10 protein-coding genes are annotated in these 13,535 nt (G+C 60.6%); 5 read left to right on the forward strand and 5 right to left on the reverse strand.

The genetic code is table 11. The annotated features are described in order from the left end of the window. The first annotated feature begins 7 nt into the window (after nucleotides 1-7). From recO to G1C98_RS02205, 3 genes are all read left to right on the forward strand, one after another. Nucleotides 8-730: a DNA repair protein RecO gene (gene recO, locus G1C98_RS02195; protein ID WP_169078805.1), complete on the forward strand. Its 723-nt coding sequence runs from the start codon at nucleotides 8-10 to the stop codon at nucleotides 728-730. A gap of 56 nt (nucleotides 731-786) precedes the next feature. Then, nucleotides 787-1,578, forward strand: a complete 792-nt coding sequence (locus G1C98_RS02200; RefSeq protein ID WP_169078807.1) for an isoprenyl transferase — start codon at nucleotides 787-789, stop codon at nucleotides 1,576-1,578. A 783-nt stretch (nucleotides 1,579-2,361) separates the two neighbouring features. Beyond that, complete coding sequence (locus G1C98_RS02205) at nucleotides 2,362-3,333, forward strand: type IV toxin-antitoxin system AbiEi family antitoxin domain-containing protein (protein WP_169078808.1); 972 nt, start codon at nucleotides 2,362-2,364, stop codon at nucleotides 3,331-3,333. A gap of 103 nt (nucleotides 3,334-3,436) precedes the next feature. Here G1C98_RS02205 and G1C98_RS02210 read toward each other — a convergent pair whose 3' ends face one another. Further along, a complete protein-coding gene (locus G1C98_RS02210) occupies nucleotides 3,437-4,924 on the reverse strand; it encodes a nucleoside hydrolase (protein ID WP_169078810.1) in 1,488 nt (495 codons plus the stop codon). A gap of 102 nt (nucleotides 4,925-5,026) precedes the next feature. After that, complete coding sequence (locus tag G1C98_RS02215) at nucleotides 5,027-6,037, reverse strand: ABC transporter substrate-binding protein (RefSeq protein ID WP_240944892.1); 1,011 nt, start codon at nucleotides 6,035-6,037, stop codon at nucleotides 5,027-5,029. Between the two features lie 956 nt (nucleotides 6,038-6,993). On the opposite strand from G1C98_RS02215, the gene G1C98_RS02220 reads away from it, so the two are divergent. After that, a complete protein-coding gene (locus G1C98_RS02220; protein ID WP_169078814.1) occupies nucleotides 6,994-7,746 on the forward strand; it encodes a class I SAM-dependent methyltransferase in 753 nt (250 codons plus the stop codon). 220 nt (nucleotides 7,747-7,966) lie between these two features. Then, nucleotides 7,967-9,166: a methionine adenosyltransferase gene (metK, locus tag G1C98_RS02225; RefSeq protein WP_169078815.1), complete on the forward strand. Its 1,200-nt coding sequence runs from the start codon at nucleotides 7,967-7,969 to the stop codon at nucleotides 9,164-9,166. Nucleotides 9,167-9,272: 106 nt separating this feature from the next. Here the strand turns inward: metK and G1C98_RS02230 are convergent, their stop codons facing one another. The 3 genes from G1C98_RS02230 to G1C98_RS02240 form a co-directional block, all read right to left on the reverse strand. Then, on the reverse strand, nucleotides 9,273-10,088 hold the full coding sequence (locus G1C98_RS02230; RefSeq protein ID WP_169078817.1) for an ABC transporter permease: 816 nt from the start codon (nucleotides 10,086-10,088) through the stop codon (nucleotides 9,273-9,275). Nucleotides 10,089-10,455: 367 nt separating this feature from the next. Next, nucleotides 10,456-12,012: a glycoside hydrolase family 32 protein gene (locus tag G1C98_RS02235; protein ID WP_169078819.1), complete on the reverse strand. Its 1,557-nt coding sequence runs from the start codon at nucleotides 12,010-12,012 to the stop codon at nucleotides 10,456-10,458. Nucleotides 12,013-12,167: 155 nt separating this feature from the next. Further along, nucleotides 12,168-13,493, reverse strand: a complete 1,326-nt coding sequence (locus G1C98_RS02240; protein ID WP_169078821.1) for an MFS transporter — start codon at nucleotides 13,491-13,493, stop codon at nucleotides 12,168-12,170. Nucleotides 13,494-13,535: the final 42 nt, after the last annotated feature.

The raw sequence follows: 13,535 nt of genomic DNA on the forward strand, positions 1-13,535 counted from the left end.
TCGGATCATGGCTTTGTATCATGACGAGGGCGTGGTGCTGCGTACCGCCAAACTCGGCGAGGCGGACCGCATCATCACCCTGCTCACCCGCGACCACGGCAAGGTCCGTGCCGTCGCCAAGGGCGTGCGGCGGGCGAAATCACGGTTCGGCGGGCGTCTTGAACCGTTCATGCGTGTGGACGTGCTTATCGCCGAGGGACGTACGTTGGACACGATCTCGCAGGCCGAATCCATCTCCGCCTATGCCGGACCGATCTGCGCCGACTATGATTCCTACACCGCCGCCAGCGTCATCGCCGAGACCGCGGACAAGCTCGTGTCGACCGAAAACGAGCGCATCACCGCCCAATACCGTCTGCTTGCCGGCGCGTTGAACGCATTGGCGAAGCATGCGCATGCGCCCGGACTTATCTCGGCATCATATGTGATGCGCGCGCTGTCGCTTGCCGGCTGGACGCCGCGGCTCGCCTCATGCATGGTGTGCGACAGCCGTGAAGTCACGCATTTTTCCGTGGCGGACGGCGGTGCGCTGTGCGCCACGCATCATACGCCGCATGCGCAGCCGATCCCGTTGCCGGTACGGGCCGAGCTGGAGGCGTTGCTGGATGGCGATTGGCGTGAGTTGGAGGGGGTGCGCGAGCCCATGCCGCAGACGCGGGCGATTATCGAGGAATGGGCCGAATACTATCTCGAACGCCCGCTGAGGTCCCTGCGCGTCATGGGCGCGTGAGATGCCGCGGCGTTCCGGGCCCGGCTCGTTCCGTTGGACTTGCTACATTGGGGATTATGGCTTTTGAAAACGTCGATTACACTTCGCTGAGCGTTCCTGCAGCGCCTTTTTCCGATCCCTCGCGTATTCCGGATTTTCCCAAGAACAAGGTTCCGCGCCATGTGGGCGTGATCATGGACGGCAATGGCCGTTGGGCCCAGCAGCGTGGACTGATCCGTACCGACGGGCATCAGGCCGCCGAACCGGTGGTGTTCGACACCATCGCGGGCGCCATCGAGGCAGGTGTGCGTTATCTGTCGCTGTACACGTTCTCCACCGAGAACTGGAAGCGCAGCCCGCAGGAAGTGCGGTTCCTGATGGGGTTCTCGCGTGACATCATCCATCGCCGCGTCGATCAGATGAACGAGTGGGGCGTGCGTGTGCGCTGGTCGGGTCGTCGCCCGAAGCTGTGGAAGTCCGTGATCGACGAGCTGGAAGTGGCTCAGGAGAAGACGAAGAAGAACAAGACCATCGATGTGGTGTTCTGCCTGAACTACGGCGGTCGCGCCGAGATTGCGGACGCGTGCGCGGCCATTGCGCGCGAGGTTCGCGATGGCAAGATCTCCGGTGATCGCGTGACGGAGAAGATGATCGCCGAGCACCTGTACAACCCGGATATTCCCGACTGCGATCTGGTGATCCGTACTTCCGGCGAGCAGCGCACCTCGAACTTCCTGCCATGGGAGGCCGCCTACGCGGAGCTTGATTTCGTGCCGGAGCTGTTCCCGGATTGCGGCCGCGAGGTGCTGTGGCGTTCCATCGACCATTACATCCACCGTGATCGCCGTTTCGGTGGCGTGAAGAAGTAGACGGTTTCGGGTGGTTCCGGGCTGCTCGGGTTTCATATCCGAGTAGCCGTGGACGCCGCAATGTACTCCGCAATCGGCAGTCCATTCGGTCGTTTTGCTGCAGTTGGCAGTCCATTCGGTCGTTTTCAAACCCGATTTCGACCGAATCGACCGACTTCCCGTATTCCGCCATTCCGCTAAGCCGGTTGCCGCAGGATGTGTGTTCCCTCAGCCTTCCCGTTTGCGCTGTCCATTCGGTCGTTTCTGAGCCTAAAAACGACCGAATCGACCACCATTTCTTTCTACCCGCCTGCCAAGCCATGTCTTATTCTGCAGGGTTCCTGCTCTTGCCTCTCACCCGGCATTTTCTGCAATTGGCGTCCTGCTCGGCAGTTTCGCTACAATTGGTGGTCCTCTCGGTCGTTTTCCAGCTTAAAAACGACCGAATTGACTGCCATTTTCTGTGTTGGGGAGGAGTCGGGCATTATTCTTCGTTCTTGACTTCGGATTGGCTGTGGCTTTCCTTATCCACCGTTTTCTTATCTCTCTTTATGGGAGAAATCGGTCCAATTATCGGACTATGGCATATGGCACAGGATTTTTACAACTTTCCTGCTGTGTAGTCCATTCGGTTGTTACGCCGCAATTGGCAGTCGATTCAGTCGTTTCTGGGCTTGAAAACGACCGAATCGACTGTCATCTGCCGGATTCCGTCCGAACCGACCGCCATCCGCATTTCGTAACAGCTGTTTATCCACAGTGCTGGTGTTGCCCCGATGCCGCAAAGTCATTTAGACTGCGCAAATGGGTGAAAAGGAAAAACATTGTTCGTTAATCCTCCTGATTGCGAAGGCGCAGCAGGAGCGATGCTGCATACGTCCGTTCTGGGATACGGATGTCAAGGCCATAGGGCGTCGTGTGAAACGGGGGAGCATGGTGCGGGTGCACCGTGGACTGTATGCGGCGAAGGAGTATTGGGAACGTTTGGATCCCCATGAGCAGTTGCGGCACATCATCCGTTCATTGGGACAATGGCATGAGAAATGGGTGTTCTGCGGTGCAAGTGCCGCTGTCATGCACGGTTTGGAATGTTCGTACCGGCAGCTGCGTCCGATCCATGTTGCTGTGGATAGGCATCGTCGCGCGAAGAACCGTGCGAACATGCGCTACCACGTGCTGCAGGATCCCGATGCCGTGGTTCTGGGCGATACGAACGTCACCTCGATTCCGCGCACGCTGGTCGACTGCGCCGCGATGATGCCGCAGCGTTATGCGATGGCGCCGATCGATTCCGCGTTGCGGCAGGAGAAAATCACCAGGGAACAGCTGCTGGCATATGTGGATGCGCTGCCGATGCTGCGCGACAGGGAACGCATTCGTGCGGTGCTTGCCAAGGGCGATGGTGGAAGCGAGAACGGTGGGGAATCGGAGTGCCGGATTGTACTGGACGAATTGGGGTTTCCGGTGGATCGAATTCAGGCTGAGTTTCCATGCCTGAGCCATCCCGGTCGCGTGCATAGGGTGGATTTTCTGTGGGAGCGTGATGACGGCACATTGATCGCCGGCGAGCTTGACGGGATGCAGAAGTATGTGGATCCATCGATGACATCGGGGCGTACGATTCGTCAGGTCATCGATGATGAGCGTGATCGTCAGCAGTGTTTGGGCAGACGCGGCGTGGATATGGTGCGCATGTATTACGCGGACTTGGATGATAGGCAGGCGTTGACTCGGCGGTTGGAACGCGCTCGTGTGCCAAGGCGGCGGGCATGGTAGCTGCAGGTTCCATGTGGCCGCAATTGGCAGTCGGTTCGGTCGTTTTCGGGCTCGAAAACGACCGAACCGACCACATAGATGGGGCTAGGCCGCGCTAGGCATGTCAGTGTCGAGCGCCGGCGATACGGTCCGTGAATTCGTTGATAAAACGTGCGGCATCGACATGCAGTGCGACGTGGACACGAGGCGCATGCGGATCGACCAGCCCTTCCGGATCCCCGATGGTGCGACCGCGTGTTCCGTGGAAATCGCCGGTCTGCGTTTCGACCTTCATCGGCAGGTCAAGACAGGAGACCAGCGTCGGATCCACGGCAACGGCTGCGGTCAGCGGGTCGTGCAACGGCATGCCCGCAGAGAAGAGCCGCGCGTCGGCCTTGAGATTGGCGGCGATGGAGAAGTCGGCGATATCGGCAAGGAATCGCAATGCCTGTGGGCTGAACGGGTGATGCAAAGCCGCTGGTGACGGTGCTGGTGTCGGTTCGGATGCCACGGAAACCGTGGAAACTGCAGAGGGAGCGGAAGGCGCATCTGACGATGAATCGGCCAAGACCGATGCCGGGCCTATCTCGCCTCGTTCCAACATGTCGGCAATCTCCCTCCAGCGCCGCGTAGCCGAGCGCCCGAGCAGGCATTGATGCGTCACGTCCAAGCCGACCATGGTGATGTCCGCGCCGGAGTGGAATACACGGTCCGCCGCTTCCGGGTCCTGGATGATATTCGTTTCGGCGGTCAGGTCCCAGCAGTTGCCCTCCTGGGTGAGTGTGCCGCCCATCATCACCAGCCTGAGTTTGCCTGCGATGTCCGGCGCGACATGTAACGCCGTGTCGATGTCGGTCAGCGGTCCGGTCGCCACTACCGTGACGTCGGTGCCGTATTCGCGGACGGTGTCGATGATGAACCGTACGCCTTCGGACACGTCGGTGGAGCCGCCGGCGGACGCGTCGGCAGAACCGTCGTTCGCAGGTCCGCACGCCGCATCGTCGCATGTGACGAACGAAAGCGCGAGCGCGCCACCTGCGGGGTTCGCATGCGGATCATGCGATGCGTACCCACCGACGGAAATCAGGCTGCTGATGGTCGGCCCGTCGGCCTTCGTCGAATCCGAACAATCATCTGGCGTATCGGCGGGTGGCCGAACAGGCAGATAAGCAGGTACGGACACCAGCGAATCCTGAACGTCCGAGCCGTCCGAATCAACGTTCCCGTCCGAACCGGCCGAATAATCAACGTTCCCGTCCGAACCGGCCGAATAATCAACGTTCCCGTCCAGTTCATCCATTCGTGCCGCGCGTCCCGGTCCGAATCCGCCCAACCCATCCGTGCCATGGAATTGCGCGCAGCCGGCGTCGGGGATGAACGCAGCCGCCCAGGAAGGATGCGTGGCCCCGCGCATCACCGGCACATCGCTGCGCCCCAGGAGTCCAAGCACATGACGGGTGTTGCGCACGGCGGTGTCGGCGGCTACGTTGCCATATGTGCCGATCACGCCAAGCAGTTCGACATGGCTGTGGCTGAATGTGGCGAGGTAGGCAAGGGCGAGGGCGTCGTCGATTCCGGTGTCCACGTCAAGGATGAGTTTGCGGGTGTTCATGGCACTTCCTTTCCGAATCGGATTGACGAAAGCGTTGGAAGACGGGCCGGGCGCGGTGTATCGCACACGTTGCGGTACGCCCGGCCGGCTCGTCCGGAAGGCCTATTTGAGGAATTCGTCGGTGGCGAGATCCCTGGCCTTCGGCGCGTTATGCACCACTGTACCGTGCGAATCTGTGTATGCGTCCTCCTTGGCAAGGAAGTCGAAGTACTCCTGCGCGCCCTTCACGTCGTTCGTGCCGAACGTGAACGAACCATCCTTGATTTTGGCGGGATCACCCCAATAGTTGCCGTCCACGATCGTCTTCATGCTGCGCTTGACGAACGCCGGCTTCAGATTCGCGTCGGGAGCCTCCTTGACGAGGATCGAGGCGGCGTCGTTCGGGTGCGAGTACGCGTATTCGTAACCCTTTTTGGCGGCCTGCACGAATTTCCGTACAAGAGTCGGATTGGTGGAGATGGTCTTGTCGTTGGTGATGATGCCGATGGTGTCCGCATTGCCGGGCACGCCGTAGTCGGGCTCAGTGAAGCAGTTGAGTTTCGGGCCGTACATGCTGGCCTGCACGCCTTCCCACGTGGCGTAGAAGCCGCCGAAATCGGCTTTGCCGCTGGAAAGTGTCTGGAACGTGGACGTGCCGACGGTCACCTTGTCGAACTCGCCTTTGCCGCCGTCGGTCTGGATCATGCGACGGACCACGGCGTCGGACTCGCTGGAGCCGAACGTGGCGAACGTCTTGCCGTCCAGATCCTTCGGTCGCGTGATCGAGGTGTTGGACGCCAGCGCGCACCAGATGGCGCTCGGCTTCTGCTGCACCTGCATCACCTGCTTGATCTTCGCGCCCTTGACGGCATAGACGCCCACGTTCGTCAGATTCGACAGCGCGAAATCGGCCTGCCCGTTGTTCACCGCCTGTTCGGCTCCGGCCTGTGCCACGGCCACGATGTCGACGTCGAGCCCTGCCTGCTTGAAATAGCCTTTGTTCTTCGCCACATACACGCCGATATGGTTGGTGTCGGGCGCCCAGGAAAGCATGAAGGTGACTTTGGTGGTGCCGTCGGTGCCGGTGGCATTGGTGGTGTTTGCCTGACCGCATGCGGCGACGGTCGCGGTCATGGCGATGGCGGAAAGCAGCGCGAGCAGCCTGCGGACTGCGCCGTGCGTGCGTTGTGGGCTGATGCTGTGGCGAATGTGATGAATGCGGCGAATGAACATACTGATGATTCCCCTGAATCCTGCTAAGCGATCGTTCTCTAGGGATGCGCTGCGAACGGGAATCGGGCAGAAAACGATACGACAGGGCCCAGCCCCGTTCGTCCAATGCCCCCGGCGAGCCGGTTTGCCACACACTGGCTGAACAGCGCCACCCATTATACGGTCCGGTGTGACGTGGGGGAGAGGAGACGCTGGCAGTCCTTCCGTCCGTTGTGCCGCAAATGGTGGTCGGTTCGGTCGTTTTCGTACTCGGAAACGACCGAACTGACCGCCAAGTGGCAAATTCGGGTGGTGGGGCGAAATAGTTTATATTTATCTAGCAATTTCTGTTATAAATAAATGCAAATAAACATCGTATAAAAAGAAATTATATCCGCGTGGTTGCGTCGCAATTCGATGTCCGTTATGGTTGGTCGTGGGGCTAGAGCAGTTGGATGCCTGGTTCACCATCAACATCAAGGAAAGGAGTCCGAACAATGTCACGTATGACGATGATTTCCAATGAAGGAAACAAGTGGATGTGTTGTATGAAGGATTCCATGATGATGTCCATGATGTCCATGATGTCCATGGAATGTATGGCTCGCTGAGTTTGGAATAAACTCGGGAAAAGAGCCTGAAATCAAGCCTTGTGGCTTGGTGATTATTGGTCTTATTTTACTGTGCGCAGCACTGGGTGCCGTGTCGCTATGAGGCGTTCCGCGACTGTATTGCCTGCCGTCTTGTCCGTATTCCACTACGGTGCTGCGCATTGCTTTCGCTATAGAAATACGAAATTTTTTATTAGCGTTAATTGTATACAATTATGTTTTTTAAGAGGGAAAAAGCATACTTATTTTCGTTGCAAAGGATAATCTATGACTACTGATGGCGCGAATGACGGATTCGAATACCACCGTTTCGAACGTCACTATACGGAACGACCGAATATCACCGAATCCCGCCTACGTCTGTTATGGTCCGCGCTGACCACCAAGGTTCCGGGGCGCACGCTTTCGATCGGTGCGGGAACCGGCGATGTGGAGGAGAGCCTACGCGAACGGTACGGTTTCACCGTCGACGAGATCGTGGAGCCTTCGGACGCGCTGTTCCCGGCGATACAGAGCAAGGGGTTCCACGCGTGGCATGGCATTGCGGAGGAATACCCGTATGAGAAGGAATCCTTCGACACCATCTACTACAACGGGTCCAGCCATGGATTCATCGACGATGAGAACTTGGAGGAGACTTTCCGAAAGAACTTCGACGCGCTTCGCCCCGGCGGGCGTCTGATTCTCTCCGACGTTCCCAAGGAAAGCACGCTTGGCATTCTGCTGTTCACGGTGTATGAGCACCCCGACCTCGACCGCAGCCCGTATGCCGACCTGCTTTCCGGCACGGCGTTCTTCGACATCGCACAGGGCAAGGAGCCGACGTATAAGCCGAACTGGCATGTGACGACGTTCTACATCGAACTGCTTGAACGCATCGGTTTCGTCGATCTGCAGTTCAGGCAGACGGTACTGGCGAATTCCACGTTCCAGAACGATGCCGTCGAGGACCCGGTTGCCGGCTATACGCAAGGCAATTACGTGGCCATCATCGCCACGAAACCGGCTGCCGCGCACTGACGGGCCGGACGTTCGAGAACATCCGAACAAATCCCAACAGCGACTCGGCCATATGTGACCGAGCCCCAGGCCGGCGTATGCGCACAGGCACTCGCCGCCGCCGATCATTGCAAAACCGTACAACTAATATTCGCCCGCGACCGGTCATGACCATGGAGGCCGCCCGGGCGCCGATCATACGGGCCGTGCGATAGGGCATGGCCCATGAAAGGACAACAACATGTCTCGTTATCTCATTTCCGAATCCGTCACCGAAGGCCACCCCGACAAGGTCGCGGACAAGATCTCGGACGCCATTCTCGACGCCTACCTGGCCAAGGATCCGGATTCCCGCGTCGCCGTGGAAACCGTGGTGAAGGAGGGGCTGATCTCGCTGCAGGGCGAGATCTCGGCGCCGTTCACGCTGAACCATGCGCAGATCGCACGGCAAGCGGCCGCGGAAATCGGCTACACGGATGCCGACAGCGGCCTCGATCCGCAGGGCGCCGGCATCATCAACAACATCTGGCCGCGTGATTTCTCGTCCGATCTGGGCGATTACGGTCAGGAGGATTCGCAGACCGAGGAGGAGAAGGAGCGCATCTACGATACGTTCGTCGGCGATCAGGGGCTCGTCGTCGGCTATGCGACCGATGAGACGCCACAGTACCTGCCGCTGCCTTATGCGGCGGCCACCGCGCTGGCGCAACGACTGGCGCAGGTGCGCAAGGACGGCACTATCCCGCAGCTCAGGCCGGACGGCAAAACGGAAGTGGTCGTCGAATACAACGAGGATCTGAGCCGCGCCCTGCGGTTCGCCGCGGTGCTTATCTCCACGCAGCACAGTCCGGAGATTTCGGTGGAGGATGTGCGCAGCCAAGTGCGCGAGCAGGTGCTCGAACCAGTGCTGGATACATTCGGGCTTGATTATTCCGAGGCGCGAATCGTCATCAACCGTACTCCGTTCATTCAGGGCGGGCCGCATTCCGATGCCGGCTTGACGGGGCGCAAGGTCATCGTCGACACCTACGGTGGCATCGCCGCGCACGGCGGTGGCGCGTTCTCCGGCAAGGATCCGCACAAGGCCGATCGTTCCGAAGCATACGCGGCGCGATGGGCCGCGAAGAACATCGTGGCCGCCGGTCTCGCCCATCGTGCGCAGGTGACGCTCGGTTTCATCCTTGGTCAGGGTGCGCCGGTCTCCATCGACGTGGAGACGTATGGCACGGAAACCGTTCCACGCGAGATCATCCAAAAGGCGGTGGAGCAGGTGTTCGACTTCCGGTTGCTGTCGATCATCGACCAACTTGACCTGGAACGCCCGATCTACTACAAGACCGCGGCCTACGGGCATTTCGGTCATGACGATCCGGACTACACGTGGGAGAGGCTTGACAAGGTCGAGGCGCTGAAGGATGCGGTGCAGAAAGTTCGCCTGTAACCGGTTGTCTCATTCACTGTGCCGCACTTGGTGGTTCATTCGGTCGTTTTCGGGCTCGAAAACGACCGAACCGACCACCATCTGGCTTTCAGGAGCGGGCAGACGCTCACTGCCCCGCGTCCGGGTCCATGTCCTCGCCGACGGGACCGAGCAGTATGCGCTCGCTCAGGTTCACCAGGCACATGAGCACGCAGGTGATGACGATGATGACCAGCGTGGCGGAGAAGATGAGCGGCGTGCGGAACGAGTTGTAGGCGGCCTGCAGCCAGATGCCGAGGCCCTTGCGCGCGCCCAGATATTCCGCGGTGGCGGCGGTGGCGAAGATGTACGCGGCGGACACGCGGATGCCGCCGTAGATTTGCCGTGCGGCCACGCGCAGCTTCACATGCCACAGCGTCCACGTGCGGGTCGCCCCGCAGGTCAATGCCACGTCCGAATAGAACTGCGGCACCGCTTCCAGTCCGCGGATCGTCTGCACGGCGATGGGGAACAGGCCGAACACGGCCACGATTACGATCTTGCCGGATACTTCGAAGCCGAACCAGATCAGGAACAGCGGCGCGATGGAAATCAACGGCATGGTCTGCGCGGCGGACAGCAGGGGGAACAGGGCCGCGTTCGCGATGCGCGAGCAGTACAGCAGAATGCCGATCAGGATGCCGCAGGCAACGGCGAGCAGGAATCCGACCGTGCCTTCGAACAGGGTGGTCTGCGTGGCGGGCCACAGCGTGGGCCAGGTCTCGACGGTCGCCTGTGCGATCTCGCTCGGCGAGGCGATCATGGTGGGCGGCACGTGGGCGAGACGCACCCACGCTTCCCAAGCCACAAGCAGCAGCGCCACTGTCACGATCGTGGGGATGCGGCGTTGCAGAGTATGTTTCGCAGTAGTAAGAAGTCCGTGCCGAACGCGCCCAAGAGCCATCGTTCACCTTGCTTTCCGCGCCAAAGTGGGCGCCCACGCGGCCGGCGGCGGAAGATCAGTAAGGTGAGGAGCCTGCCCGAACGCCGGCCAGAAATGTCTGTTACCGGCAGACCAGTATAGGGCGGATGCGGGGACACGGGTGGGAAGAGACGGAGGAACGGGCGAAAGGACAAGAGAAAGAGCAAGCGAAAAGCGGAAGCGTTTTGGGTATGAAAGAAGGGCAGCAGCACTCGCCGCGAATGCGGCGGGAAGGGGAAGGGGGATGTGCTGCTGCCCTGGAATTGAGGGGGCGGAATGACGTTTCCCGGTTGAATCGCGGGGATGCGCTTCCGCCCGTGCGGAGTGGTGTGGAGTGGCGTGAACCGGATTACTCCAGGCCGATGGACTTCAGGTGGTGGACCTTGAGGGATTCGACCTTCAGGGTGCCGGATTCGGATTCGAGCTTGATGGCGCGCGGACCTTCGGAGGCGTAGCTGTAGGAGCTCATCGCCTGACGGCCGTCGTTCACGTACACCTCGACGCAGCCGCGGTCCACGTACACGCGCAGCGAAAGCTTGCCGGAAGCCAGCTCCTCGGGGGAGAGCGGCGCGGCGCGGTAGCCGCGATCGCCCTGGGCGTTGGCCTGGCGGTCGATGACCACGCGGCCGATCTGGTCGTCGTACGCCACGTAGGTGTAGGCGCCGTCCTCGGTGGCGTGCACCTTCAGGCCGGCGCGTTCGGCGGTGGAGGAGGCCAGGTCGATGGTCATCTCGATCTCCACGGCTTCGGCGTCGTCGAGGATGACGGATTCCTCATTGACGTCCAGGTTGATCTCGCCCAGGTCGATGGTGTCCTCGCGCAGACCCTCCATCTCGGCCACCGGCGCGGTGTGCAGGTCGCCGTCCGCACCCAGCGTGATCTCGCGCGGCAGGGTCATGTTGCCGCACCAGCCGTCGTTCTCCATGCAGATCGGGGCGACGAACGGGCTCATCCAGCCGTAGACGATTTGGCGCTTGCCGTCGTTGAAGGACTGCGGGGCGTAGTAGTTGTGGCCGCAATCCCACAGGCGGAACTCGGTTTCCGGCACGAACGCCTCGCCGGGGACCCAGGTGCCGATCATGTAACCGGCGTTGTTGACGTTGCGGTTCATGAAGCCGCTGGCCTTGGCGCCCATGGCGGAGAAGCCGATGACCCACTTCTCGTTGCCCTGCGCGTCGCGGATCGGGAAGAAGTCGGGGCATTCGAGCATGAACACGTTCGGGTCCGGGTGCTCGAACAGCACGCGCTCGTAGGTCCAGCGGACCATGTCGTCGGAGGAGAACAGCCACATCTGGCCGCGCTTTTCGGCGGAGGAGACGCCGAAGGTCATGTACCACTTGTCGCCGGTCTTCCAGACCTTCGGATCGCGGTAGTGGTGGTCCACCTTGTCGGTCGGGCAGTCGATGATCATGCCGCGCTTGGTGGCGCTGGTCAGCTCGTCGTTGTCGGGCTCGGCGAGCATCTGCACCTGCCAGTCGCCGCCGGTGTTGTCATGGCCGTTGGCCCAGCGGTGGCCGGTGTAGTAGAACTTGAGCTTGCCGTCGTCGCCGATCACCGCGGAACCGGAGAACACGCCGTCCTTTTCCTGTTCCAGGGAGGGGGCGAACATGATCGGTTCGCGCTTCCAGTTCACCATGTCGGTGGAGGAGACGTGGCCCCAGTGCATCGGGCCCCACTGGGTGCCGTAGGGGTGCAGCTGGTAGAACACATGCCAGCGGCCCTTGTAGTAGCACAGGCCGTTCGGGTCGTTGATCCAGCCGCCGTTGGAGGCGATGTGGAACTTCGGGTACCAGCGGTTGTTGCGCTTGGCGGCGAACTCGGCCACGGAGGCCTCGGCCTTGGCGAGTTCCTTGTCGTGGTCCCTGATGGGGGTGAGCACCGGTTCGTTCGGAGTGAAGTCAGTCATCGTTGATCGTCTTTCTGTGTGTCGCCATCCGATGAGACGTGAGGCGTGTGTGGGAATGGGGAAGGAGTGGTGTGAATGGAAGAGAAAAGCGGTATCCGGCGGGAAGGAGGACAAGCCGGATACCGCTTGGAGTGGTGAGAATGAACGGTTGTCGATCAGGCTTCGGTCTTGGCCTCTTCCATGGCCTTGAGCTGCTTGTCGGTGTAGAACGGGTCGCCGCCGACTTCCTGGTCGTCCTTCTTGATCACGAAGATGCCGTAGATCAGGGCCGCCAGCACGATGCCCGAGATGGTGAAGAAGGTCGGGCGGTCACCGAGGTGATCGTGCAGGGAGCCCAGCGGGGTGGAGAAGATCACCTGGCCGACCTGGGACGCGATCTGGAAACCGACCATGTAGAGGGTGGCGGACAGCTTCGTGTCGAAGTGCAGGGTGAAGTAGCGGAACGCCGGCAGGCAGAACAGTGGGACCTCGATGGAGTGGAACAGCTTGACGATGGAGACGGAGACCGGGTCGTGGAACACGCCGCACAGGCCGATGCGCAGGAACATGACGGTTGCGCCGAGCAGCAGGGAGTTGCGCACGCCGATCTTCTTCATGATGATCGGGACGACGCCCATCATGGCGGATTCGAGGAACACCTGGAAGGAGTTCAGGGTGCCGTAGGTGGCGTTGCCGATCTCGGTGGTCGGGAACAGGGAAGCGTAGTAGTTCGGGAACATCTGCTGGTCGAACACGGTGTAGAAGGTGTTGGTCAGCAGCATGAAGACGATGAGCACCCACAGGGTCGGCATCTTGAGGACGGAGACCATTTCCTTGAAGGACGGGTTGGTCGGAGCCGCGTTCGGATCGGCTTCCTTCTTGAGCTCTTCCTTCTGCTCGGCCGGAACCCAGAAGGCGTAGACGCACAGCATGCCGAGGCCGCAGATGGAGCCGACCCAGAAGTTCAGCAGCGGGTTGATGTTGAACAGGAAGCCTGCGCACAGGGCCACGATGGCGTAGCCGAAGGAGCCCCAGGCACGGGACTGGCCGTATTCGAAGCCGAACTTACGGGAGTAGCGTTCGGTGACGGCCTCGAACAGGGAGCAGCCGGCCATGAAGCCTGCGGACAGCACGATGGAGCCGATGAGCACGCCGATGAAGCGGGTGGTGCCGCCGGCCTGCAGCATCGGGGCGTACACGAACTGCACGAACGGGCCGACGCAGGCCGCCACGGCGGAGATGAAGATGACGAGCTTACGCTTGATGCCCAGCTGGTCCTGGATGGTGCCGTAGACGAACATGATGACCAGGGTGGCCAGCGAGTTGATGGAGTAGATCTGGCCCTGCTGGGCGGAGGTCATACCCAGGCCGTGGGTCGGGTCGGTGAGCCACCTGGAGAAGAAGGACCACCAGATGCCCCACGAGCAGAAGAACATGAAGATGCCGAAAGAGCTCTGCAGATAGGAAGGGTTCTTCCACGCAGACTTATGTGCACTTGCCATTGTATTTCCCTTTTTCTTAAGCACCCGCTGCTGCGCGAGCAC

Source organism: Bifidobacterium erythrocebi, from assembly GCF_012932675.1.
In the GTDB taxonomy this organism is placed as follows: Bacteria; Actinomycetota; Actinomycetes; order Actinomycetales; family Bifidobacteriaceae; genus Bifidobacterium; species Bifidobacterium erythrocebi.